The sequence below is a fragment of the Pseudomonas sp. P5_152 genome (genome assembly GCF_033989915.1).
GTDB lineage: Bacteria > Pseudomonadota > Gammaproteobacteria > Pseudomonadales > Pseudomonadaceae > Aquipseudomonas.
This window is the reverse complement of record NZ_JASFAH010000002.1, coordinates 2,413,702-2,437,570: the sequence shown is the minus strand read 5'-3', so window position 1 is coordinate 2,437,570 and position 23,869 is coordinate 2,413,702. Positions and strand designations below refer to the sequence as shown.

General features: G+C 55.4%; 29 protein-coding genes. All 29 read left to right on the top strand.

The annotated features are described in order from the left end of the window. Nucleotides 1-109: 109 nt before the first annotated feature. The 29 genes from rpoB to rpmJ all read left to right on the top strand — a co-directional run bounded on the left by rpoB (nucleotide 110) and on the right by rpmJ (nucleotide 23,831). Nucleotides 110-4,183: a DNA-directed RNA polymerase subunit beta gene (rpoB, locus tag QMK50_RS11145; protein ID WP_095166162.1), complete on the top strand. Its 4,074-nt coding sequence runs from the start codon at nucleotides 110-112 to the stop codon at nucleotides 4,181-4,183. A gap of 64 nt (nucleotides 4,184-4,247) precedes the next feature. Next, on the top strand, nucleotides 4,248-8,447 hold the full coding sequence (gene rpoC, locus QMK50_RS11140; RefSeq protein WP_095166164.1) for a DNA-directed RNA polymerase subunit beta': 4,200 nt from the start codon (nucleotides 4,248-4,250) through the stop codon (nucleotides 8,445-8,447). Nucleotides 8,448-8,663: 216 nt separating this feature from the next. Then, nucleotides 8,664-9,035, top strand: a complete 372-nt coding sequence (gene rpsL / locus QMK50_RS11135; protein ID WP_002555494.1) for a 30S ribosomal protein S12 — start codon at nucleotides 8,664-8,666, stop codon at nucleotides 9,033-9,035. A 119-nt stretch (nucleotides 9,036-9,154) separates the two neighbouring features. Further along, the gene (gene rpsG / locus QMK50_RS11130; protein ID WP_002555493.1) at nucleotides 9,155-9,625 is read left to right on the top strand and encodes a 30S ribosomal protein S7; all 471 of its coding nucleotides are present in this window, start codon (nucleotides 9,155-9,157) and stop codon (nucleotides 9,623-9,625) included. Nucleotides 9,626-9,655: 30 nt separating this feature from the next. Next, on the top strand, nucleotides 9,656-11,761 hold the full coding sequence (fusA, locus tag QMK50_RS11125; protein WP_095166166.1) for an elongation factor G: 2,106 nt from the start codon (nucleotides 9,656-9,658) through the stop codon (nucleotides 11,759-11,761). A gap of 30 nt (nucleotides 11,762-11,791) precedes the next feature. Then, nucleotides 11,792-12,985 carry an elongation factor Tu gene (gene tuf, locus QMK50_RS11120; protein WP_008145495.1) on the top strand — a complete coding sequence of 398 codons (1,194 nt, stop codon included), beginning with the start codon at nucleotides 11,792-11,794 and terminating at the stop codon, nucleotides 12,983-12,985. Between the two features lie 144 nt (nucleotides 12,986-13,129). Further along, nucleotides 13,130-13,441 (top strand): 30S ribosomal protein S10, encoded by a 312-nt coding sequence (gene rpsJ, locus QMK50_RS11115; RefSeq protein ID WP_003186070.1) that lies wholly within the window; start codon nucleotides 13,130-13,132, stop codon nucleotides 13,439-13,441. An 80-nt stretch (nucleotides 13,442-13,521) separates the two neighbouring features. Then, complete coding sequence (gene rplC / locus QMK50_RS11110; protein WP_003186059.1) at nucleotides 13,522-14,157, top strand: 50S ribosomal protein L3; 636 nt, start codon at nucleotides 13,522-13,524, stop codon at nucleotides 14,155-14,157. A gap of 12 nt (nucleotides 14,158-14,169) precedes the next feature. Next, nucleotides 14,170-14,772, top strand: a complete 603-nt coding sequence (rplD, locus tag QMK50_RS11105; protein ID WP_003228735.1) for a 50S ribosomal protein L4 — start codon at nucleotides 14,170-14,172, stop codon at nucleotides 14,770-14,772. Further along, nucleotides 14,769-15,068 carry a 50S ribosomal protein L23 gene (gene rplW, locus QMK50_RS11100; protein WP_002555488.1) on the top strand — a complete coding sequence of 100 codons (300 nt, stop codon included), beginning with the start codon at nucleotides 14,769-14,771 and terminating at the stop codon, nucleotides 15,066-15,068. The genes rplD and rplW overlap by 4 nt, the downstream gene beginning before the upstream one ends. 14 nt (nucleotides 15,069-15,082) lie before the next feature. Continuing rightward, nucleotides 15,083-15,907, top strand: a complete 825-nt coding sequence (gene rplB, locus QMK50_RS11095; RefSeq protein ID WP_003228734.1) for a 50S ribosomal protein L2 — start codon at nucleotides 15,083-15,085, stop codon at nucleotides 15,905-15,907. Between the two features lie 16 nt (nucleotides 15,908-15,923). Next, the gene (rpsS, locus tag QMK50_RS11090; protein WP_002555486.1) at nucleotides 15,924-16,199 is read left to right on the top strand and encodes a 30S ribosomal protein S19; all 276 of its coding nucleotides are present in this window, start codon (nucleotides 15,924-15,926) and stop codon (nucleotides 16,197-16,199) included. Between the two features lie 11 nt (nucleotides 16,200-16,210). Continuing rightward, nucleotides 16,211-16,543, top strand: a complete 333-nt coding sequence (gene rplV, locus QMK50_RS11085) for a 50S ribosomal protein L22 (RefSeq protein WP_003103908.1) — start codon at nucleotides 16,211-16,213, stop codon at nucleotides 16,541-16,543. A gap of 13 nt (nucleotides 16,544-16,556) precedes the next feature. Then, nucleotides 16,557-17,243, top strand: coding sequence for a 30S ribosomal protein S3 (gene rpsC, locus QMK50_RS11080; protein ID WP_003176422.1), 687 nt, complete (start codon nucleotides 16,557-16,559; stop codon nucleotides 17,241-17,243). 12 nt (nucleotides 17,244-17,255) lie between these two features. Then, nucleotides 17,256-17,669: a 50S ribosomal protein L16 gene (gene rplP / locus QMK50_RS11075; protein ID WP_027898303.1), complete on the top strand. Its 414-nt coding sequence runs from the start codon at nucleotides 17,256-17,258 to the stop codon at nucleotides 17,667-17,669. Then, nucleotides 17,669-17,860 carry a 50S ribosomal protein L29 gene (gene rpmC / locus QMK50_RS11070; RefSeq protein ID WP_002555481.1) on the top strand — a complete coding sequence of 64 codons (192 nt, stop codon included), beginning with the start codon at nucleotides 17,669-17,671 and terminating at the stop codon, nucleotides 17,858-17,860. The genes rplP and rpmC overlap by 1 nt, the downstream gene beginning before the upstream one ends. A gap of 2 nt (nucleotides 17,861-17,862) precedes the next feature. Next, nucleotides 17,863-18,129 (top strand): 30S ribosomal protein S17, encoded by a 267-nt coding sequence (gene rpsQ, locus QMK50_RS11065; protein WP_003176419.1) that lies wholly within the window; start codon nucleotides 17,863-17,865, stop codon nucleotides 18,127-18,129. Nucleotides 18,130-18,152: 23 nt separating this feature from the next. Further along, on the top strand, nucleotides 18,153-18,521 hold the full coding sequence (gene rplN, locus QMK50_RS11060) for a 50S ribosomal protein L14 (protein ID WP_002555479.1): 369 nt from the start codon (nucleotides 18,153-18,155) through the stop codon (nucleotides 18,519-18,521). An 11-nt stretch (nucleotides 18,522-18,532) separates the two neighbouring features. Next, a complete protein-coding gene (gene rplX, locus QMK50_RS11055; protein ID WP_003176416.1) occupies nucleotides 18,533-18,847 on the top strand; it encodes a 50S ribosomal protein L24 in 315 nt (104 codons plus the stop codon). Between the two features lie 22 nt (nucleotides 18,848-18,869). Then, nucleotides 18,870-19,409: a 50S ribosomal protein L5 gene (rplE, locus tag QMK50_RS11050; RefSeq protein ID WP_003210069.1), complete on the top strand. Its 540-nt coding sequence runs from the start codon at nucleotides 18,870-18,872 to the stop codon at nucleotides 19,407-19,409. 13 nt (nucleotides 19,410-19,422) lie between these two features. Beyond that, nucleotides 19,423-19,728 carry a 30S ribosomal protein S14 gene (gene rpsN / locus QMK50_RS11045; RefSeq protein ID WP_007918460.1) on the top strand — a complete coding sequence of 102 codons (306 nt, stop codon included), beginning with the start codon at nucleotides 19,423-19,425 and terminating at the stop codon, nucleotides 19,726-19,728. Between the two features lie 209 nt (nucleotides 19,729-19,937). After that, complete coding sequence (rpsH, locus tag QMK50_RS11040) at nucleotides 19,938-20,330, top strand: 30S ribosomal protein S8 (RefSeq protein ID WP_003186040.1); 393 nt, start codon at nucleotides 19,938-19,940, stop codon at nucleotides 20,328-20,330. Nucleotides 20,331-20,342: 12 nt separating this feature from the next. Then, nucleotides 20,343-20,876, top strand: coding sequence for a 50S ribosomal protein L6 (rplF, locus tag QMK50_RS11035; RefSeq protein WP_003176412.1), 534 nt, complete (start codon nucleotides 20,343-20,345; stop codon nucleotides 20,874-20,876). A gap of 10 nt (nucleotides 20,877-20,886) precedes the next feature. Further along, the gene (gene rplR, locus QMK50_RS11030) at nucleotides 20,887-21,237 is read left to right on the top strand and encodes a 50S ribosomal protein L18 (RefSeq protein WP_003186037.1); all 351 of its coding nucleotides are present in this window, start codon (nucleotides 20,887-20,889) and stop codon (nucleotides 21,235-21,237) included. Between the two features lie 3 nt (nucleotides 21,238-21,240). After that, nucleotides 21,241-21,741 carry a 30S ribosomal protein S5 gene (gene rpsE / locus QMK50_RS11025; RefSeq protein ID WP_003186035.1) on the top strand — a complete coding sequence of 167 codons (501 nt, stop codon included), beginning with the start codon at nucleotides 21,241-21,243 and terminating at the stop codon, nucleotides 21,739-21,741. A 2-nt stretch (nucleotides 21,742-21,743) separates the two neighbouring features. Next, a complete protein-coding gene (gene rpmD / locus QMK50_RS11020; protein ID WP_003186033.1) occupies nucleotides 21,744-21,920 on the top strand; it encodes a 50S ribosomal protein L30 in 177 nt (58 codons plus the stop codon). 3 nt (nucleotides 21,921-21,923) lie between these two features. Then, nucleotides 21,924-22,361, top strand: a complete 438-nt coding sequence (rplO, locus tag QMK50_RS11015) for a 50S ribosomal protein L15 (protein ID WP_003228720.1) — start codon at nucleotides 21,924-21,926, stop codon at nucleotides 22,359-22,361. Continuing rightward, the gene (secY, locus tag QMK50_RS11010) at nucleotides 22,362-23,690 is read left to right on the top strand and encodes a preprotein translocase subunit SecY (protein ID WP_095166168.1); all 1,329 of its coding nucleotides are present in this window, start codon (nucleotides 22,362-22,364) and stop codon (nucleotides 23,688-23,690) included. 24 nt (nucleotides 23,691-23,714) lie between these two features. After that, entirely contained in the window at nucleotides 23,715-23,831 is a 117-nt protein-coding gene (gene rpmJ / locus QMK50_RS11005) for a 50S ribosomal protein L36 (RefSeq protein WP_002555468.1), read from the top strand. The last annotated feature ends 38 nt before the right edge of the window (nucleotides 23,832-23,869 follow it).

The window sequence follows — 23,869 nt, the reverse complement described above, 5'->3', positions numbered from 1 at the left end:
GTGCTGTAACCACCCGATGCGGTGGCGCAAACCATGGGGTTTGCACGATTTTCTGGCTGCTCCCGTCGGGAGGGGCCAAACAAGCAGGTGACCAAGCTGGGGAACGCTGATGGCTTACTCATATACTGAGAAAAAACGTATCCGCAAGGACTTTAGCAAGTTGCCGGACGTCATGGATGTGCCTTACCTCCTGGCCATCCAGCTGGATTCGTATCGTGAATTCTTGCAAGCGGGAGCGACTAAAGATCAGTTCCGCGACGTGGGCCTGCATGCGGCCTTCAAATCCGTTTTCCCGATCATCAGCTACTCCGGCAATGCTGCGCTGGAGTACGTCGGTTATCGCCTGGGCGAACCGGCATTTGATGTCAAAGAATGCGTATTGCGCGGTGTAACTTACGCCGTACCTTTGCGGGTAAAAGTGCGCCTGATCATTTTCGACAAAGAATCGTCGAACAAAGCGATCAAGGACATCAAAGAGCAAGAAGTCTACATGGGTGAAATCCCCCTGATGACTGAGAACGGTACCTTCGTAATCAACGGTACCGAGCGTGTAATCGTTTCCCAGCTGCACCGTTCCCCGGGCGTGTTCTTCGACCACGACCGTGGCAAGACGCACAGCTCTGGCAAACTGCTGTACTCGGCGCGGATCATTCCTTACCGCGGTTCGTGGCTGGACTTCGAGTTCGACCCGAAAGACTGCGTATTCGTGCGTATCGACCGTCGTCGCAAGCTGCCTGCATCGGTACTGCTGCGCGCGCTGGGCTATACCACTGAAGAAGTGCTGGACGCGTTCTATACCACCAACGTTTTCCACCTGAGCGGCGAAACCCTCAGTCTGGAACTGATTGCTTCGCGTCTGCGTGGTGAAATCGCTGTTCTTGATATTCAGGACGAGAAGGGCAAGGTCATCGTTGAGGCTGGTCGCCGTATTACTGCGCGCCACATCAACCAGATCGAAAAAGCCGGCCTCAAGACCCTGGAAGTGCCTCTGGACTACGTCCTGGGCCGCACTACCGCCAAGGCCATCGTGCACCCGGCAACCGGCGAAATCCTGGCAGAGTGCAACACCGAGCTGAACACCGAGATCCTGGCAAAAATCGCCAAGGCCCAGGTTGTTCGCGTCGAGACTCTGTACACCAACGATATCGACTGCGGTCCGTTCGTCTCCGACACCCTGAAGATCGACTCCACCAGCAACCAATTGGAAGCGCTGGTCGAGATCTATCGCATGATGCGTCCAGGCGAGCCGCCAACCAAAGACGCTGCCGAGACCCTGTTCAACAACCTGTTCTTCAGCCCTGAGCGCTATGACCTGTCTGCGGTCGGCCGGATGAAGTTCAACCGTCGTATCGGTCGTACCGAGATCGAAGGTTCGGGCGTGCTGTGCAAGGAAGACATCGTCGCGGTACTGAAGACCCTGGTCGACATCCGTAACGGTAAAGGCATCGTCGATGACATCGACCACCTGGGTAACCGTCGTGTTCGCTGTGTAGGCGAAATGGCCGAGAACCAGTTCCGCGTTGGCCTGGTACGTGTTGAGCGTGCGGTCAAAGAGCGTCTGTCGATGGCTGAAAGCGAAGGCCTGATGCCGCAAGACCTGATCAACGCCAAGCCAGTGGCTGCGGCGGTGAAAGAGTTCTTCGGTTCCAGCCAGCTGTCCCAGTTCATGGACCAGAACAACCCGCTGTCCGAGATCACCCACAAGCGTCGTGTCTCTGCACTCGGCCCGGGCGGTTTGACTCGTGAGCGTGCTGGCTTTGAAGTCCGTGACGTACACCCGACTCACTACGGTCGTGTCTGCCCGATTGAAACGCCGGAAGGTCCGAACATCGGTCTGATCAACTCCCTGGCGGCCTATGCGCGCACCAACCAGTACGGCTTCCTCGAGAGCCCGTACCGTGTGGTGAAAGACGCCCTGGTTACCGACGAGATCGTGTTCCTGTCCGCCATCGAAGAAGCTGATCACGTGATCGCTCAGGCTTCGGCCACGATGAACGACAAGAAAGTCCTGATCGACGAGTTGGTAGCTGTTCGTCACCTGAACGAGTTCACCGTCAAGGCGCCGGAAGACGTCACCCTGATGGACGTCTCGCCCAAGCAGGTAGTTTCGGTTGCAGCGTCGCTGATCCCGTTCCTCGAGCACGATGACGCCAACCGTGCGTTGATGGGTTCGAACATGCAGCGTCAAGCTGTACCCACCCTGCGCGCTGACAAGCCGCTGGTCGGTACCGGCATGGAGCGTAACGTAGCTCGTGACTCCGGCGTTTGCGTCGTGGCTCGTCGTGGCGGCGTTATCGATTCCGTCGACGCCAGCCGTATCGTGGTTCGTGTTGCTGATGACGAAGTTGAAACCGGCGAAGCTGGTGTCGACATCTACAACCTGACCAAGTACACCCGCTCCAACCAGAACACCTGCATCAACCAGCGTCCGCTGGTGCGTAAAGGTGATCGGGTTCAGCGTAGCGATATCATGGCCGACGGCCCGTCCACCGACATGGGTGAACTGGCGCTGGGTCAGAACATGCGCATCGCCTTCATGGCATGGAACGGCTTCAACTTCGAAGACTCCATCTGCCTGTCGGAACGTGTAGTTCAGGAAGATCGCTTCACCACGATCCACATCCAGGAACTGACCTGTGTGGCACGTGACACCAAGCTTGGGCCAGAGGAAATCACTGCCGACATCCCGAACGTGGGTGAAGCGGCACTGAACAAGCTGGACGAAGCCGGTATCGTTTACGTAGGTGCTGAAGTAGGCGCAGGCGACATCCTGGTGGGTAAGGTCACTCCGAAAGGCGAGACCCAACTGACTCCGGAAGAAAAACTGCTGCGTGCGATCTTCGGTGAAAAAGCCAGCGACGTTAAAGACACATCCCTGCGTGTACCAACCGGTACCAAGGGCACTGTCATCGACGTACAGGTCTTCACCCGTGACGGCGTTGAGCGTGATGCTCGTGCTCTGTCCATCGAGAAGACTCAGCTCGACGAGATCCGCAAGGATCTGAACGAAGAGTTCCGTATCGTTGAAGGCGCGACTTTCGAACGTCTGCGTTCCGCTCTGGTCGGCCACAAAGCCGAAGGCGGCGCCGGCCTGAAGAAAGGTCAGGAGATCACCGACGAAGTGCTCGACGGTCTTGAGCACGGCCAGTGGTTCAAACTGCGCATGGCTGAAGATGCTCTGAACGAGCAGCTCGAGAAGGCCCAGGCCTACATCGTTGATCGCCGCCGTCTGCTGGACGACAAGTTCGAAGACAAGAAGCGCAAACTGCAGCAGGGCGATGACCTGGCTCCAGGCGTGCTGAAAATCGTCAAGGTTTACCTGGCAATCCGTCGCCGCATCCAGCCGGGCGACAAGATGGCCGGTCGTCACGGTAACAAAGGTGTGGTCTCCGTGATCATGCCGGTTGAAGACATGCCGCACGATGCCAATGGCACCCCGGTCGACGTAGTCCTCAACCCACTGGGCGTACCTTCGCGTATGAACGTTGGTCAGATTCTCGAAACCCACCTGGGCCTTGCGGCCAAGGGTCTGGGCGAGAAGATCAACCGCATGATCGAAGAGCAGCGTAAAGTTGCCGAGCTGCGCAAGTTCCTGCACGAGATCTACAACGAGATCGGCGGGCGCCAGGAAAGTCTTGATGACTTCTCCGACCAGGAAATCCTGGATCTGGCGAAAAACCTGCGTGGCGGCGTACCAATGGCCACTCCAGTGTTCGACGGTGCCAAGGAAAGCGAAATCAAGGCCATGCTGAAACTGGCAGACCTGCCAGAAAGCGGCCAGATGCAGCTGACCGACGGCCGTACCGGCAACAAGTTCGAGCGCCCGGTTACCGTTGGCTACATGTACATGCTGAAGCTGAACCACTTGGTAGACGACAAGATGCACGCTCGTTCTACCGGTTCGTACAGCCTGGTTACCCAGCAGCCGCTGGGTGGTAAGGCGCAGTTCGGTGGTCAGCGTTTCGGGGAGATGGAGGTCTGGGCACTGGAAGCATACGGTGCTGCATACACTCTGCAAGAAATGCTCACAGTGAAGTCGGACGATGTGAACGGCCGGACCAAGATGTACAAAAACATCGTGGACGGCGATCACCGTATGGAGCCGGGCATGCCCGAGTCCTTCAACGTGTTGATCAAAGAAATTCGTTCCCTCGGCATCGATATCGATCTGGAAACCGAATAACACGTGACGTGAATCGAGAGCGGGGCGCGATTGCCCGCTCTCTGCTCCGCCAGGAGGAAAGGCCTTGAAAGACCTACTGAATTTGCTGAAAAACCAGGGTCAAGTCGAAGAGTTCGACGCCATCCGTATCGGATTGGCATCGCCTGAGATGATCCGTTCGTGGTCGTTCGGTGAAGTTAAAAAGCCGGAAACCATCAACTACCGTACGTTCAAACCTGAGCGTGACGGCCTGTTCTGCGCCAAGATCTTTGGCCCGGTAAAGGATTACGAGTGCCTGTGCGGTAAGTACAAGCGCTTGAAGCACCGTGGTGTGATCTGCGAGAAGTGCGGCGTTGAAGTTGCACTGGCAAAAGTTCGTCGTGAGCGCATGGCGCACATCGAACTGGCCTCGCCAGTTGCCCACATCTGGTTCCTGAAATCGCTGCCGTCGCGTATTGGCTTGCTGATGGACATGACCCTGCGTGATATCGAACGCGTTCTCTACTTCGAGAGCTACGTCGTTATCGATCCAGGCATGACCACCCTTGAAAAAGGTCAGCTGCTCAACGACGAGCAGTACTTCGAAGCGCTGGAAGAGTTCGGCGACGATTTCGATGCCCGCATGGGTGCCGAAGCTGTCCGCGAACTGCTGCACGCTATCGACCTGGAGCACGAGATTGGCCGCCTGCGTGAAGAAATTCCGCAAACCAACTCGGAAACCAAGATCAAGAAGCTGTCCAAGCGTCTGAAGTTGATGGAAGCCTTCCAGGGTTCCGGCAACCTTCCAGAATGGATGGTGCTGACCGTTCTGCCGGTTCTGCCGCCAGACCTGCGTCCACTGGTCCCGCTGGATGGCGGTCGCTTCGCGACTTCCGACCTCAACGATCTGTATCGTCGAGTGATCAACCGTAACAACCGTTTGAAGCGCCTGCTTGATCTGTCCGCTCCGGACATCATCGTGCGCAACGAAAAGCGTATGTTGCAGGAAGCTGTCGATGCACTGCTCGACAACGGTCGTCGTGGCCGCGCTATCACCGGTTCCAACAAGCGTCCTCTGAAATCCCTGGCTGACATGATCAAGGGTAAGCAGGGTCGTTTCCGTCAGAACTTGCTCGGTAAGCGTGTTGACTACTCCGGTCGTTCGGTAATTACCGTAGGCCCGACCCTGCGTCTGCACCAGTGCGGTCTGCCGAAGAAAATGGCTCTCGAGCTGTTCAAACCGTTCATTTTCGGCAAGCTGGAAATGCGTGGTCTGGCGACCACCATCAAAGCGGCCAAGAAAATGGTCGAGCGCGAACTGCCAGAGGTTTGGGACGTTCTCGCTGAAGTGATCCGTGAACACCCGGTTCTCCTCAACCGTGCACCGACCCTTCACCGTCTGGGTATCCAGGCGTTTGAACCGGTACTGATCGAAGGTAAGGCTATCCAGCTGCACCCTCTGGTCTGTGCTGCGTACAACGCCGACTTCGACGGCGACCAAATGGCCGTGCACGTACCGCTGACACTGGAAGCCCAGTTGGAAGCGCGTGCGTTGATGATGTCGACCAACAACATCCTGTCGCCAGCCAACGGTGAGCCAATCATCGTTCCGTCGCAGGACGTTGTATTGGGTCTGTACTACATGACGCGTGAAGCGATCAACGCCAAGGGCGAAGGTCGTGTGTTCGCGGATCTGCAAGAAGTTGACCGTGTGTTCCGTGCCGGCGAAGCCGCACTGCACGCCAAGGTCAAAGTGCGCATCCATGAAACCGTCAACGACCGTGATGGCGGCAGCGTGAGCAACGTTCGTATCGTCGACACCACTGTCGGCCGTGCCTTGTTGTACCAGGTTGTGCCGAAAGGTCTGTCGTACGATGTCGTCAACCTGCCGATGAAGAAAAAGGCGATCTCCAAGCTGATCAACCAGTGCTACCGCGTGGTTGGTTTGAAAGAGACCGTGATCTTCGCTGACCAGCTGATGTACACCGGTTTTGCCTATTCGACCATTTCCGGCGTTTCCATCGGTGTTAACGACTTCGTTATCCCGGATGAAAAAGCCCGCATCATCAGTGCAGCCACCGATGAAGTGAAAGAGATCGAAAGTCAGTACGCCTCCGGCCTGGTAACCCAGGGCGAGAAGTACAACAAAGTGATCGACCTTTGGTCCAAGGCGAACGACGAAGTTTCCAAGGCGATGATGGCCAACCTCTCGAAAGAGAAAGTCATCGACCGTCATGGCGTCGAAGTCGAGCAAGAGTCCTTCAACTCGATGTACATGATGGCCGACTCGGGCGCACGGGGTTCTGCTGCGCAGATCCGTCAGCTCGCCGGTATGCGTGGCCTGATGGCCAAGCCGGACGGTTCCATCATTGAAACGCCGATCACTGCGAACTTCCGTGAAGGTTTGAGCGTACTCCAGTACTTCATCTCCACTCACGGTGCTCGTAAAGGTCTGGCGGATACCGCGTTGAAAACCGCTAACTCCGGTTACCTGACTCGTCGTCTGGTAGACGTGGCACAAGATCTGGTTGTAACCGAGATCGACTGCGGCACCGAGCACGGCCTGCTGATGACTCCGCACATTGAAGGCGGTGACGTTGTAGAGCCGCTGGGTGAGCGCGTATTGGGTCGTGTTATTGCCCGTGACGTGTTCAAGCCAGGTACCGAGGACGTCATCGTTCCTGCTGGCACCCTGGTTGACGAGAAGTGGGTCGAGTTCATCGAGCTGAACAGCATCGACGAAGTGATCGTGCGTTCGCCGATCAGCTGCGAAACCCGCTACGGCATCTGCGCCAAGTGCTACGGCCGTGATCTGGCTCGTGGTCACCAGGTGAACATCGGTGAAGCGGTCGGCGTAATCGCTGCCCAGTCCATCGGTGAGCCGGGTACCCAGCTGACCATGCGTACGTTCCACATCGGTGGTGCGGCAAGCCGGACCTCCGCAGCCGACAGCGTTCAGGTGAAGAATGGCGGTACCGTCCGTCTGCATAACCTGAAGCACGTTGAGCGAGTGGATGGTTGCCTGGTTGCTGTGTCCCGTTCCGGTGAGCTGGCGATCGCTGATGACTACGGTCGTGAGCGTGAGCGCTACAAGCTGCCGTACGGTGCTGTGATTTCGGTTAAAGAGGGTGACAAGGTCGACGCTGGCGCAATCGTGGCCAAGTGGGATCCGCACACTCACCCAATCGTTACCGAAATGAAAGGTACCGTGACCTACGTGGGCATGGAAGAAGGCATCACGATCAAGCGTCAGACTGACGAATTGACCGGTATGACCAACATTGAAGTACTCGACGCCAAAGATCGTCCAGCTGCCGGTAAAGACATCCGTCCTGCCGTGAAGATGGTCGACGATAACGGCAAGGATCTGTTGCTGCCAGGCACTGACGTAATTGCTCAGTACTTCCTGCCAGCCAACGCCCTGGTCGGTGTAGCGGATGGTGCGAAAATCGCGATCGGTGATGTTATCGCGCGTATTCCACAAGAGACTTCGAAGACCCGTGACATCACCGGTGGTCTGCCGCGTGTTGCCGACTTGTTCGAAGCTCGTCGTCCGAAAGAAGCCTCGATTCTGGCGGAAGTCAGCGGCACCATCGCGTTCGGTAAAGAGACCAAAGGCAAGCGCCGTCTGGTTATCACTCCGAACGACGGTACCGATCCGTACGAAGAGCTGATTCCGAAGTGGCGTCACCTGAACGTCTTCGAAGGCGAACAGGTAAACCGCGGCGAAGTTATCTCCGACGGCCCGAGCGATCCACACGACATCCTGCGTCTGCTGGGTGTAAGTGCGCTGGCCAAGTACATCGTCAACGAGATCCAGGACGTTTACCGTCTGCAAGGCGTGAAGATCAACGATAAGCACATCGAGACCATCCTGCGTCAGATGCTGCGTAAAGTTGAAATCGCTGAATCCGGCGATTCCACTTTCATCAAGGGCGACCAGATGGAATTGACTCACGTGCTGGTCGAGAACGAGCGTTTGGCTGGCGACGACAAGTTCGTCTCCAAGTTCACTCGCGTTCTGCTGGGTATCACCAAGGCGTCGTTGTCCACCGAATCGTTCATCTCGGCGGCCTCTTTCCAAGAGACCACTCGTGTACTGACCGAAGCGGCGGTAACCGGCAAGCGCGACTACCTGCGCGGCCTGAAAGAAAACGTGGTCGTGGGTCGTCTGATCCCGGCTGGTACCGGTCTGGCTTATCACAGCGAGCGCAAGCGTCGCCGTGATGCTGACAAACCGTTGCGCGTAAGCGCCAGTGAAGTGGAAGCTGCACTGACCGAAGCGCTGAACTCGAGCGGTAACTGAGTTCTGCGATAAATGAGCGTAAGGCCCTGACCGCTCCGTTCGTCGAATCCTGACAATTTGTCGAGGTTCAATGGGTGGGGAGGTTGGGGCCTTGCCTTGACTGGGGGCAAGATCCTCTTTAGACTCTTGTACCCCTAAATTTGGCGGGAATTCGTTCCTGCCATTTTGCTTTTCTTGCAAGACAATAGCGTCGCAAGACAACAGTGGAGCTAGTAGATGGCAACTATCAACCAGCTGGTACGTCAGCCGCGTAAGCGTATCGTCGAGAAATCCGACGTGCCTGCGCTGCAGAACTGCCCGCAACGTCGTGGCGTATGCACCCGTGTGTATACCACCACGCCGAAAAAACCTAACTCGGCACTGCGTAAAGTATGCCGTGTGCGTCTGACCAACGGTTTCGAGGTTTCCTCGTACATCGGCGGTGAAGGCCACAACCTGCAAGAGCACAGCGTGGTACTGATCCGCGGCGGTCGTGTAAAAGACTTGCCAGGTGTTCGTTACCACACCGTACGCGGCTCCTTGGATACTTCCGGCGTTAAAGGTCGTAACCAGGGTCGTTCGAAGTACGGTACCAAGAAGCCTAAGTAGTAGCGGCTTTTTGTAAAAACTGAATCATCTTATTTTCTGAGTCGATAAGAGTAAGGTCGGAGGCGTCCCGCAAGGGCACCGATTCCGAGCGAACCTGAAGACCGTTTGAGGGCTTATCCATGCCAAGAAGACGCGTAGCAGCCAAGCGCGAAGTGCTTGACGATCCAAAATACGGAAGCCAAATCCTGGCCAAGTTCATGAACCACGTGATGGAAAGCGGCAAGAAAGCCGTTGCCGAGCGTATCGTTTATGGCGCGCTGGAAAAGGTTAAAGAACGCAAGAACAGCGATCCCCTGGAAATCTTCGAGAAAGCTCTCGACGCCATCGCTCCGCTGGTCGAAGTGAAGTCGCGCCGTGTAGGCGGTGCTACTTACCAGGTTCCGGTCGAAGTTCGCCCGTCCCGTCGTAACGCCCTGGCAATGCGCTGGTTGGTAGACTTCGCCCGTAAGCGCGGCGAGAAGTCTATGGCTCTGCGTTTGGCCGGCGAACTGTTGGACGCTGCTGAAGGTAAAGGTGCTGCTGTTAAGAAGCGTGAAGACGTGCACCGTATGGCCGAAGCTAACAAAGCTTTCTCGCACTACCGCTTCTAATTTTAGCTTCACTAATTTTGCGAGGGCTTTATGGCTCGTACTACTCCGATTAGTCGCTACCGTAACATCGGTATCGTCGCTCACGTGGATGCTGGTAAAACCACCACCACCGAGCGCGTCCTTTTTTACACTGGCAAAAGTCACAAGATGGGCGAGGTGCATGACGGCGCCGCGACCACAGACTGGATGGTGCAGGAGCAGGAGCGTGGTATTACCATTACTTCTGCTGCGATCACCGCCTTCTGGAAAGGTTCTGCCAAGCAGTACAAAGACGAGCATCGCTTCAACGTAATCGATACCCCGGGCCACGTAGACTTCACTATTGAAGTTGAACGTTCCCTGCGCGTACTCGACGGCGCTGTCGTTGTGTTCTGCGGTACTTCGGGTGTTGAGCCACAGTCGGAAACCGTATGGCGTCAAGCCAACAAATACGGCGTTCCACGTCTTGTTTACGTCAACAAGATGGACCGTGCTGGTGCGAACTTCCTGCGCGTGATCGCTCAGATCAAGCAGCGTCTGGGTCACACTCCGGTGCCAATCCAGTTGGCCATTGGTTCGGAAGACAACTTCCAGGGGCAGATCGATCTGCTCAACATGGAAGCCGTCTACTGGAACGATGCTGACAAAGGCATGACTCCACGTCGTGAAGCTATCCCTGCTGAACTGCAGGAACTGGCTGACGAATGGCGCAACAACATGGTTGAGGCTGCTGCCGAAGCCAACGAAGAGCTGATGAACAAGTACCTCGAAGGTGAAGAACTCACCAACGAGGAAATCAAGGCCGCTCTGCGTCAGCGTACTATCGCTGGTGAGATCGTCTTGGCTGTTTGCGGTTCTTCCTTCAAGAACAAGGGTGTTCCCCTGGTTCTCGACGCCGTTATCGACTACCTGCCTGCACCTACGGATATTCCTGCCATCAAGGGTACTGACCCGGATGACGAGACTATCGAACTGGAGCGTCATGCAGACGATGCGGAGCCGTTCTCGGCTCTGGCGTTCAAGATCGCTACCGACCCATTCGTGGGTACTTTGACCTTCGTCCGCGTTTACTCGGGCGTGTTGAGCTCCGGCGACGGCGTGATCAACTCGGTTAAAGGCAAGAAAGAGCGCGTGGGTCGTATGGTGCAAATGCACGCAAACGCCCGTGAAGAGATCAAGGAAGTACGCGCTGGTGACATCGCGGCCCTGATCGGCATGAAGGACGTCACCACTGGTGAAACCCTCTGCAACGCTGACAAGCCAATCATCCTGGTTCGCATGGACTTCCCGGAGCCGGTTATTTCGGTTGCCGTAGAGCCTAAGACCAAGGATGACCAGGAAAAAATGGGTATCGCTCTGGGCAAACTTGCTCAGGAAGATCCATCTTTCCGCGTTAAAACCGATGAAGAGACTGGTCAAACGATCATCTCCGGCATGGGCGAGCTGCACTTGGACATCCTGGTTGACCGGATGCGCCGTGAGTTCAACGTCGAAGCCAACATCGGCAAGCCTCAGGTTTCCTATCGTGAGCGCATCACGAAGAACTGCGAAATCGAAGGCAAGTTCGTTCGTCAGTCCGGCGGTCGTGGCCAGTTCGGTCACTGCTGGATTCGTTTTGCTCCTGCTGACGAAGGTCAGGAAGGTCTGCAATTCCTGAACGAAGTAGTGGGTGGTGTGGTTCCTAAGGAATACATCCCGGCTATCCAGAAGGGTATCGAAGAGCAGATGAAGAACGGCGTTGTTGCCGGCTATCCGCTGATCGGCCTGAAGGCTACCGTGTTCGATGGTTCTTACCACGACGTCGACTCCAACGAGATGGCGTTCAAGGTGGCTGCTTCCATGGCGACCAAGCAACTGGCCCAGAAGGGCGGTGGTGAGTTGCTCGAGCCGATCATGGCAGTAGAAGTTGTTACGCCTGAAGACTACATGGGTGACGTGATGGGCGACCTTAACCGTCGTCGCGGCATGATCCTGGGTATGGAAGACACGGTTTCCGGCAAGGTAATTCGTGCTGAAGTGCCGTTGGGTGAAATGTTCGGTTATGCAACCGACGTTCGTTCCATGTCCCAAGGTCGCGCAAGCTACTCCATGGAATTCAAAAAATACAATCCAGCTCCGACGCACATCGTCGAAACTGTAACCAAAAAACAAGGCTGATTCAGCCCTTTAGGCAAGGAGTTAATTGTCGTGGCTAAAGAAAAATTTGACCGTACCCTCCCGCACGTCAACGTTGGCACCATCGGTCACGTCGACCACGGTAAAACCACGCTGACCGCTGCTCTGACTCGCGTCTGCTCCGAAGTTTTCGGTTCGGCTGTTGTTGCTTTCGATAAAATCGACAGCGCTCCAGAAGAAAAGGCTCGTGGTATCACCATCAACACCGCGCACGTTGAATACAACTCGCTGATCCGTCACTACGCTCACGTCGACTGCCCAGGTCACGCTGACTACGTGAAGAACATGATCACCGGTGCTGCTCAGATGGACGGCGCTATCCTGGTTTGCTCGGCCGCTGATGGTCCGATGCCACAAACCCGTGAGCACATCCTGCTGTCCCGTCAGGTTGGCGTTCCGTACATCGTTGTCTTCCTGAACAAGGCTGACATGGTAGACGACGCTGAGCTGCTGGAACTGGTTGAGATGGAAGTGCGCGATCTGCTGAGCACTTACGACTTCCCAGGTGACGACACTCCGATCATCATCGGTTCGGCTCTGATGGCTCTGAACGGCCAAGACGACAACGAAATGGGCACCACTGCCGTTCGTAAACTGGTTGAGACTCTGGACAGCTACATTCCAGATCCGGTCCGTGTTATCGACAAGCCGTTCCTGATGCCAATCGAAGACGTATTCTCGATCTCGGGTCGCGGTACTGTTGTAACTGGTCGTATCGAGCGCGGTATCGTCAAGGTTCAGGATCCACTGGAAATCGTTGGTCTGCGTGACACTACCGTCACCACCTGCACCGGTGTTGAAATGTTCCGTAAGCTGCTCGACGAAGGTCGTGCTGGCGAGAACTGCGGCGTGCTGCTGCGCGGCACCAAGCGTGACGACGTTGAGCGTGGCCAGGTTCTGGTCAAGCCAGGTTCGGTTAAGCCGCACACTACCTTCGAAGCTGAAGTGTACGTGTTGAGCAAAGAAGAAGGCGGTCGTCACACTCCGTTCTTCAAAGGCTACCGTCCACAGTTCTACTTCCGGACCACTGACGTGACCGGTAACTGCGAACTGCCGGAAGGCGTTGAAATGGTAATGCCAGGCGACAACATCAAAATGGTTGTCACCCTGATCAAAACCATCGCAATGGAAGATGGTCTGCGTTTCGCTATCCGTGAAGGCGGTCGTACCGTCGGCGCTGGCGTCGTAGCCAAAATCATCGCTTAAGTAAGTGATGACTTGAAAAAAGCCCCCGCTCAGCGGGGGCTTTTTTTATTGAGTTGACACTGTGATAGCCCGTCTATAGAATTGCGCCTCCTTTTAACGGGCGTATTGCGCTCGCTGGGAATAGCAGCCGGAGTCTGAAATCCAATGCAAAATCAGCAAATCCGTATCAGGTTGAAGGCTTTTGACCATCGCCTGATCGACCAATCCACCCAGGAAATCGTGGAAACCGCGAAACGTACTGGTGCTCAAGTGCGTGGTCCAATTCCACTGCCTACCCGTAAAGAGCGGTTCACCGTTCTGGTCTCCCCGCACGTCAACAAAGACGCGCGTGACCAGTACGAGATCCGTACTCATAAGCGCGTTCTGGACATCGTCCAGCCAACGGATAAAACCGTTGATGCACTTATGAAGCTTGATCTTGCGGCCGGTGTGGAAGTGCAGATCAGCCTCGGCTAAGACTCGGTCTTAGTCGTGTAACGCTCTGAAATGGGCGGCCATAGCGGGTGAAAGCCCCGTACACTCATGAGGTTTACAACATGACTATTGGTGTAGTCGGTCGTAAATGCGGTATGACCCGTATTTTCACCGAAGAAGGTGTCTCCATTCCGGTCACGGTCATTGAGATCGAGCCGAATCGCGTCACCCAGTTCAAAACTGAAGAAACCGATGGCTATCGTGCAGTGCAAGTCACTGTCGGCGAGCGTCGTGCTTCGCGTGTTACAGCTGCTCAAGCTGGCCACTTCGCTAAAGCGAACGTTGCCGCTGGTCGTACCGTAATGGAATTCCGCCTTGAAGAAGGCGAGTACCAGGCCGGCGATCTGATCAACGCTGAAATCTTCGCCGCTGGTCAACTGGTTGATGTAACCGGTCAGTCCAAGGGTAAAGGCTTCCAGGGTACGATCAAGCGTTGGAACTTCCGCGGGCAAGATAATACCCACGGTAACTCCGTGTCCCACCGCGTTCCAGGCTCTATCGGCCAGTGCCAGACTCCTGGTCGTGTATTCAAGGGCAAAAAAATGTCCGGTCATATGGGCGCTGAGCGCGTGACCGTGCAGTCCCTCGAAGTAGTGCGCGTGGACGCTGAACGCAATCTGTTGTTGGTCAAGGGCGCTGTTCCTGGCGCTACTGGCGGCAACTTGGTTGTACGTCCAGCAGCCAAGGCTCGCGGTTAAGGGGAAGCTGACATGCAATTAAATGTAAATGACGCTCAAGCGATCGAAGTTTCCGAACTGACATTTGGCGGCGAGTTCAACGAGACGCTGGTTCACCAAGCAGTCGTGGCCTACATGGCCGGCGGCCGTCAAGGTAGCAAGCAGCAAAAGACCCGTTCCGACGTTCGTGGTGGCGGTAAGCGCCCATGGCGTCAGAAAGGTACTGGCCGTGCTCGTGCCGGTACTATCCGTAGCCCAATCTGGCGCGGCGGCGGTACCACTTTCGCAGCTCGTCCACAGGATCACTCCCAGAAGCTGAACAAGAAGATGTATCGCGCAGCAATGCGTTCCATCCTTGCTGAGCTGGTGCGTACTGATCGTCTGGTCGTGGTTCAGGATTTCGCCGTTGAAACGCCGAAAACCAAAGACCTGCTGGGCAAACTGAACAACATGAGCCTGACCGACGTTCTGATCGTGTCCGACGCTGTTGATCAGAACCTGTACCTGGCTGCTCGTAACCTGCCACACGTTGATGTACGTGACGTGCAAGGTTCCGATCCAGTTAGTCTGATCGCATACGACAAGGTGTTGATCACCGTGTCGGCCGTGAAGAAATTCGAGGAGCTGCTGGGATGAACCAGGAACGCGTATTTAAAGTTCTGCTTGGCCCGCACGTTTCCGAGAAGGCTACGGTTCTGGCAGACAAGAAAGGCCAGTTCGTTTTCAAGGTTGCTACTGATGCAACCAAGCTGGAAATCAAGAAGGCCGTCGAAAGCCTGTTCAGCGTGAAAGTAGAGCGTGTTACTACCCTGAATGTTCTGGGTAAGAGCAAGCGCACTGCTCGCGGTCTGGGCAAGCGTAATGACTGGAAGAAGGCAGTTATCTCCCTTCAGCCAGGCCAAGATCTCGATTTCAGCAGCAGTGCTGAGTAAGGAAGGGGTGCATCATGGCAATCGTTAAATGCAAACCGACTTCCCCTGGCCGCCGTTTTGTGGTCAAGGTGGTCAACCAGGAGCTGCATAAAGGCGCTCCTCACGCACCGCTGCTCGAGAAAAAATCGAAGACTGGTGGTCGTAACAACAATGGCCGTATTACTACCCGTCATATCGGTGGTGGTCATAAGCAGCATTACCGTATGGTCGATTTCCGTCGCAACGACAAAGATGGCATCGTCGCCACTGTCGAGCGTATCGAATACGATCCAAACCGTACTGCTCACATCGCACTGCTGTGCTACGCAGACGGCGAGCGCCGCTACATCATCGCCCCTAAAGGCGTGAGTGCTGGCGACCAGCTGATCGCAGGCGCACTGGCTCCAATCAAGCCAGGCAACGCTCTGCAACTGCGCAACATTCCAGTCGGTTCCACCGTACACGGCATCGAACTGAAGCCGGGTAAAGGCGCTCAGATCGCTCGTTCCGCTGGTGCTTCGGCTCAGCTGATCGCTCGTGAAGGCGTTTACGTGACCCTGCGTCTGCGTTCCGGTGAAATGCGTAAAGTCCTGGCTGAATGCCGTGCGACCCTGGGCGAAGTCTCGAACTCCGAGCACAGCCTGCGTTCGCTGGGTAAAGCTGGTGCCAAACGCTGGCGTGGCGTTCGCCCAACCGTTCGTGGTGTTGCCATGAACCCGGTTGACCACCCACATGGTGGTGGTGAAGGTCGTACCTCTGGTGGTCGTCATCCGGTATCGCCATGGGGCTTCCCGACTAAGGGCGCGAAGACTCGTGGTAATAAGCGTACCGACAAAATGATCGTCCGTCGTCGCAAGTAAATAGAGGGATACGACAGTGCCACGTTCTCTGAAAAAAGGTCCTTTTATCGATCTTCACCTACTGAAGAAGATCGAAGTGGCGGCGGAAAAGAATGATCGCAAACCGGTGAAAACCTGGTCGCGTCGTTCGATGATCCTGCCACAAATGGTCGGTCTGACCATCGCAGTACACAACGGTCGTCAACACGTCCCAGTTCTCGTTAACGAAGACATGGTCGGCCACAAACTGGGCGAGTTCGCCGGTACCCGCACTTATCGTGGGCACGTGGCAGACAAGAAAGCCAAGCGTTAAGGGGTTAGGAAATGGAAGTAGCCGCTAAGTTGTCGGGCGCTCGAATCTCCGCCCAGAAAGCCCGCTTGGTCGCCGACCAGATCCGCGGGAAGAAGGTGGGCGAAGCGCTCAACCTGTTGGCTTTCAGCAGTAAGAAAGCCGCCGAGATCATGAAGAAAGTGCTGGAGTCGGCCGTAGCCAACGCCGAGCATAACGAAGGCGCAGACGTTGATGACCTGAAGGTCAGCACCGTTTTCGTCAACGAAGGGCGTTCGCTGAAGCGCATCATGCCACGTGCCAAAGGCCGTGCTGATCGCATCGTCAAGCGGTCTTGCCATATCACTGTCAAGGTTGCTGACAAGTAACGGAGTCGAAGAGATGGGTCAGAAAGTACATCCCATTGGCATTCGCCTGGGAATCGTCAAGGAGCACACCTCCGTCTGGTACGCAGACGGTCGGACTTATGCGGACTACTTGTTCGCTGATCTGAAGGTGCGTGAGTATCTCCAAGACAAACTAAAAAGCGCGTCCGTAAGCCGTATCGATATCCATCGTCCGGCCCAAACTGCACGTATCACCATCCACACCGCTCGCCCAGGTATCGTTATCGGGAAGAAAGGTGAAGATGTTGAGAAACTGCGCCAGGACCTGACCAAGCAAATGGGTGTGCCTGTGCACATCAATATCGAAGAGATCCGCAAGCCGGAACTCGACGGTATGCTGGTTGCGCAGAGCGTAGCTCAGCAGCTGGAGCGTCGCGTAATGTTCCGTCGCGCTATGAAGCGCGCTGTTCAGAACGCCATGCGCATTGGTGCCAAAGGCATCAAAATCCAAGTGAGCGGTCGTCTCGGCGGTGCTGAAATCGCACGTACTGAATGGTATCGCGAAGGTCGTGTGCCACTGCACACCCTGCGTGCCGACATCGACTATGCCAACTACGAAGCTCACACCACCTACGGTGTGATCGGTGTAAAGGTTTGGATCTTCAAAGGCGAAGTAATTGGTGGTCGCCAAGAAGAGCTGAAACCACAAGCACCAGCGCCTCGTAAAAAAGCTGCTAAGTAAGGGGTACGCCAAATGTTGCAACCAAAGCGTACGAAGTTCCGCAAGCAAATGACTGGCCACAACCGTGGTCTGGCATTGCGCGGTAGCAAAGTCAGCTTCGGCGAGTATGCGCTGAAGTCTGTAGCTCGTGGTCGTCTCACCGCTCGTCAGATCGAGTCAGCGCGTCGTGCTCTGACCCGTCACGTAAAACGTGGCGGCAAGATCTGGATCCGTGTGTTCCCGGACAAGCCTGTAACCAAAAAGCCACTCGAAGTTCGGATGGGTAAAGGTAAGGGTAACGTGGAATACTGGGTTGCCCAGATTCAGCCAGGCAAAGTCCTGTATGAAATCGAGGGTGTTTCTGAAGAGTTGGCGCGTGAGGCGTTCGCCCTGGCTGCTGCAAAGCTGCCACTCGCCACCTCCTTTGTTAAGCGGACGGTGATGTGATGAAAGCGAATGAACTTCGTGAAAAATCAGCACAGCAGCTGAACGAGCAACTGCTCGGCCTGCTGCGCGACCAGTTCAATCTGCGTATGCAGAAAGCAACTGGCCAGTTGGGGCAGTCTCATCTGCTCTCGCAAGTTAAACGTGACATCGCTCGCGTGAAGACTGTGCTCAACCAGCAGGCAGGTAAGTAATCATGGCTGAAGCCGAAAAAACTGTCCGTACGCTGACTGGCCGTGTTGTCAGCGACAAGATGGACAAGACCATCACCGTTCTGATCGAGCGCCGCGTTAAGCACCCGATCTACGGTAAATACGTTAAGCGTTCGACTAAGCTGCACGCGCACGACGAAACCAATCAGTGCCACATCGGCGACAAAGTCACTATTCGTGAAACTCGTCCGCTGGCCAAGACCAAGTCTTGGGCACTGGTTGATGTTCTCGAACGCGCTGTGGAAGTCTAAGGACTAGGGGTCGGAGAAATTATATGATTCAGACTCAATCCATGCTCGATGTGGCCGATAACAGCGGCGCACGCCGCGTTATGTGCATCAAGGTGCTGGGTGGCTCCCATCGTCGTTACGCTGGTATCGGTGACATCATCAAAGTTACCGTGAAGGAAGCAATTCCTCGCGGTAAAGTGAAAAAAGGCCAAGTGATGACTGCTGTTGTAGTCCGCACTCGCCACGGTGTTCGCCGTGCTGATGGCTCCATTATCCGCTTTGATGGCAACGCTGCTGTTCTGTTGAACAACAAGCAAGAGCCGATCGGCACCCGTATCTTTGGGCCAGTGACCCGTGAACTTCGTACTGAGAAGTTCATGAAGATCGTCTCGCTCGCCCCAGAAGTGCTGTAAGGAGATCCGACATGCAAAAGATTCGTCGTGACGACGAGATCATCGTGATCGCCGGCAAAGACAAAGGTAAGCGCGGTAAGGTGCTTAAGGTTCTCGCTAACAACCGTCTGGTTATTGGTGGTCTGAACCTGGTCAAGCGTCATACCAAGCCAAACCCGATGTCGGGCGTGCAGGGCGGTATCGTCGAAAAAGAAGCTCCACTGGACGCTTCTAACGTCGCCATTTTCAACGGCGAAACCAACAAGGCTGACCGCGTTGGTTTCAAAGTAGAAGACGGCAAGAAAATTCGTGTCTTCAAGTCGACCCAAAAAGCGGTTGATGCTTGAACACTGCTAGGTAGATGAGACCATGGCACGACTAAAAGAGATTTACCGGAAGGAAATTGCTCCGAAACTTAAGGAAGAACTTAAGCTTTCGAACGTGATGGAAGTTCCGCGCGTTACCAAAATCACCCTGAACATGGGTCTGGGCGAAGCGATCGGCGACAAAAAAGTCATCGAGCACGCTGTTGCTGACCTGGAAAAGATCACCGGTCAAAAAGTCGTTGTGACTTACGCTCGGAAATCCATCGCTGGCTTTAAAGTCCGTGAAGGTTGGCCGATCGGCGTCAAAGTGACTCTGCGCCGTGAGCGTATGTACGAGTTCCTGGATCGTCTGCTGTCGATCTCCCTGCCTCGGGTTCGCGACTTCCGCGGCCTGAATGCCAAGTCCTTCGATGGTCGTGGTAACTACAGCATGGGCGTGAAAGAGCAGATCATTTTCCCGGAAATCGATTACGACAAGATCGACGCTCTCCGCGGTCTGGACATTACCCTGACCACCACTGCCAAGAACGATGATGAAGGCCGCGCTCTGCTGCGTGCTTTCAAATTCCCGTTCCGCAACTGATTGGAGTAGGAAAATGGCCAAGAAGAGCATGAAAAACCGTGAGCTGAAGCGTCAGCTCACCGTTGCCAAGTACGCCACCAAGCGTGCAGCGCTGAAAGCTATCATCGTTGATCTGAACGCAAGTCCAGAAGCGCGTTGGGAAGCTACAGTAGCTCTGCAGAAGCAGCCACGTGACGCAAGCGCTGCGCGCATGCGTAACCGCTGCCGCCTGACTGGTCGTCCGCACGGCGTTTACCGCAAGTTCGGCCTTGGCCGTAACAAACTGCGTGAAGCTGCAATGCGTGGTGACGTACCAGGTCTGGTTAAAGCCAGCTGGTAAGTGCTGTCAAAGTCTCGATGGTCGGGATCGCATGATCCCGACCATCGGTGGCCTTGAATCTGAATCAAGCCCCTTTTGGGGCTTGTTTCATTTCCGGAGTGTGTCTAGAATATCCGGCTCGCCTGAGCCCGTGTTTTTTATGCTCGGAGATTCTCGGCGACACGTAGTAGCCGCAAGGCTAATTTTTCTGTATTAGGAGCGTCTAGCCCATGAGTATGCAGGACCCGTTAGCGGACATGCTAACTCGAATCCGTAATGCCCAGATGGCTGAAAAGTCCGTCGTAAGCATGCCGTCTTCCACGTTGAAGGTGGCTGTAGCTAAAGTCCTGAAGGACGAAGGTTACATCGCGGGTTATCAGATCAGCAGCGAAATCAAACCACTGCTGTCTATCGAGCTGAAATATTTCGAAGGCCGTCCGGTCATCGAAGAAGTGAAGCGCGTTAGCCGTCCAGGCCTGCGTCAGTACAAGTCCGTCGATGATCTGCCAAAAGTTCGTGGCGGTCTCGGTGTGTCTATCGTCTCCACCAACAAAGGTGTGATGACGGATCGTGCTGCGCGCGCTGCCGGTGTCGGCGGCGAAGTTCTTTGCACTGTGTTCTAAGGGGGGATAAGCATGTCTCGCGTCGCTAAGAACCCCGTTAAGCTGCCAGCCGGTGTCGAAGTAAAATTCGCAGGCCAACAGCTTTCGGTGAAGGGTGCCAAGGGTACTCTTGAACTGAACATCCATTCGTCCGTTGAGATCGTTGAAGAAGCCGGTGAGCTGCGTTTCGCTGCTCGCAATGGCGATCAACAGACTCGCGCAATGGCTGGTACCACTCGTGCGTTGGTAAACAACATGGTCCAAGGCGTAAGCCAAGGCTTCGAGCGCAAGCTCCAGCTGGTCGGTGTTGGTTACAAAGCGCAAGCAAAAGGCACAGTGCTGAACCTGGCTCTCGGCTTCTCGCACCCAGTGGATTACGAACTGCCGGAAGGCATCACCGCTGAGACTCCTAGCCAGACCGATATCCTGATCAAGGGCATCGACAAGCAGCTGGTAGGTCAAGTGGCCGCCGAGATCCGCGACTTCCGTCCACCAGAGCCGTACAAAGGCAAAGGTGTGCGCTACGCGGACGAAGTCGTCCGTCGTAAAGAAGCCAAGAAGAAGTAGGGCATAGCAAATGACCGACAAAAAAGTTACTCGACTGCGTCGCGCTCGCAAAGCACGCCTGAAAATGCACGAACTAGAAGTCGTGCGTCTCTGCGTGTTCCGCTCTTCGCAGCACATCTACGCCCAGGTCATTTCGGCCGACGGCAACAAAGTTCTGGCATCTGCCTCGACTTTGGACAAAGAACTGCGTGATGGTGCCACTGGCAACATTGACGCGGCCACAAAGGTTGGCCAGCTGGTCGCTACGCGTGCTAAGGCCGCTGGCGTCTCGCAAGTGGCTTTCGACCGCTCTGGCTTCAAGTACCACGGCCGCGTTAAAGCGCTGGCTGATGCTGCTCGTGAAGCTGGGCTGGAGTTCTAAGTTATGTCAAATAACGACCAAAAGCGCGACGAAGGCTACATCGAGAAGCTGGTTCAAGTTAACCGCGTAGCCAAAACCGTTAAAGGCGGCCGTATCTTCACCTTCACCGCGTTGACCGTGGTTGGTGATGGTAAGGGCCGTGTTGGCTTCGGCCGTGGCAAGTCGCGTGAAGTGCCTGCTGCAATCCAGAAGGCAATGGAAGCTGCTCGTCGCAACATGATCCAAGTGGACCTGAACGGCACCACTCTGCAGTACGCAATGAAATCCGCCCATGGCGCTTCCAAGGTGTACATGCAGCCTGCTTCTGAAGGTACCGGTATCATCGCTGGCGGCGCTATGCGTGCTGTCCTCGAGGTTGCTGGCGTTCAGAACGTTCTGGCCAAGTGCTACGGCTCGACTAACCCGGTAAACGTGGTTCACGCCACTTTCAAAGGTTTGAAAGCTATGCAATCTCCTGAATCCATTGCCGCCAAGCGTGGCAAAAGCGTCAAGGAGATCTTCTGATCATGGCTACCGTTAAAGTAACGCTGATCAAAAGCATGACCGGCCGCATCCCTAACCACAAACTGTGCGTTAAGGGTCTGGGTCTGCGTCGCATCGGTCACACTGTAGAAGTACTGGATACTCCCGAGAATCGCGGGATGATCAACAAGGCTTACTACATGCTGCGTGTCGAGGGTTAATCGATGAAACTCAATGATCTGAGTCCAGCGCCGGGTTCCCGTCGCGAAAAGCATCGTCCGGGCCGTGGTATCGGTAGCGGTTTGGGTAAGACTGGTGGCCGTGGCCACAAAGGTCAAACCTCCCGCTCCGGTGGCACCATTGCTCCAGGCTTTGAAGGCGGTCAACAGCCGCTGCATCGTCGCCTGCCTAAGTTCGGTTTCGTTTCCCTGAAAGCCATGGACCGCGCAGAAGTGCGTCTGTCCGAGCTGGCTAAAGTGGAAGGCGACATCGTCACTGTGCAGTCCCTGAAAGATGCCAACGTGATCAACGTCAACGTACAGCGTGTGAAAATCATGCTGTCCGGTGAAGTGACTCGCGCTGTCACTATCGGCAAGGGAATCGGCGCCACCAAAGGTGCGCGTGCGGCTATCGAAGCAGCTGGCGGCAAGTTCGAGGAATAAATGGCTAAGCAAGGTGCTCTCTCTGCGCTCGGCAAAGGCGGTATGTCTGAACTCTGGGCTCGTCTGCGTTTTCTGTTCCTGGCGATTATCGTCTACCGAATAGGCGCACACATCCCGGTTCCAGGTATCAACCCGGACCGACTCGCGGACCTGTTTCGACAGAATGAGGGGACCATTCTTAGCTTGTTCAACATGTTTTCCGGCGGCGCGCTGGAGCGGATGAGCATCTTTGCACTGGGGATCATGCCGTACATCTCGGCATCGATCATCATGCAACTGATGACAGCCGTCAGCCCGCAGTTGGAGCAGTTGAAGAAGGAAGGTGAAGCTGGGCGTCGCAAGATCGCTCAGTACACCCGCTACGGCACTGTCGTCCTCGCTCTCGTCCAGGCAATTGGCATGTCCATTGGTCTGGCGGGGCAGGGCGTTGCGTTCACTGGTGACTTTGGCTTCCATTTCGTTGCGGTAACCACTTTTGTGGCGGGCGCAATGTTCATGATGTGGCTGGGTGAGCAGATTACTGAGCGTGGTGTTGGCAACGGTATCTCGATGTTGATATTCGCAGGTATCGTCGCCGGTCTTCCGAGAGCGATCGGGCAGTCTTTCGAGTCTGCGCGTCAGGGTGATATCAACATTTTTGCCCTGGTTGCCATCGGTTTGCTGGCAGTAGCGATTATCGGTTTTGTGGTGTTCATTGAGCGTGGCCAGCGTCGTATTGCTGTTCACTACGCCAAGCGTCAGCAGGGCCGTAAGGTTTTTGCTGCGCAGACCAGCCACCTGCCGCTGAAGGTGAACATGGCCGGTGTTATTCCGGCTATTTTCGCGAGCAGCATCTTGCTGTTCCCGGCTTCGTTGGGTACCTGGTTTGGTCAGTCTGAAGGTCTGGGCTGGCTGCAGGACATCTCGCAGTCGATCGCTCCTGGTCAGCCGTTGAATATTCTGCTGTTTAGTGCAGGGATTATTTTCTTCTGCTTCTTCTATACGGCGTTGATGTTCAATCCGAAAGACGTAGCGGAAAACCTGAAGAAGTCCGGTGCCTTTATTCCGGGCATCCGTCCAGGTGAGCAGTCTGCGCGCTACATTGATGGCGTTCTGACTCGTTTGACCCTGTTCGGTGCTCTCTATATGACGGCCGTGTGTCTGTTGCCCCAGTTCCTGGTGGTTGCGGCAAACGTTCCGTTCTACCTTGGCGGGACCTCGTTGCTGATCGTCGTCGTGGTTGTGATGGACTTCATGTCCCAAGTACAATCGCACCTCGTTTCGCACCAGTACGAATCCCTGATGAAGAAAGCCAACCTGAAGGGTTACGGCAGCGGCATGCTGCGCTGACCCATAAGGTTCGAGGAGTTGGTGATGAAAGTTCGTGCATCGGTGAAAAAGCTGTGCCGTAACTGCAAGATTATTCGCCGCGAAGGTGTTGTTCGAGTAATTTGCAGCGCGGAACCGCGTCACAAACAGCGCCAAGGCTGAGTGTGATTGTGCTTCAAGCCCGGCAGCTAGTGCGCTGC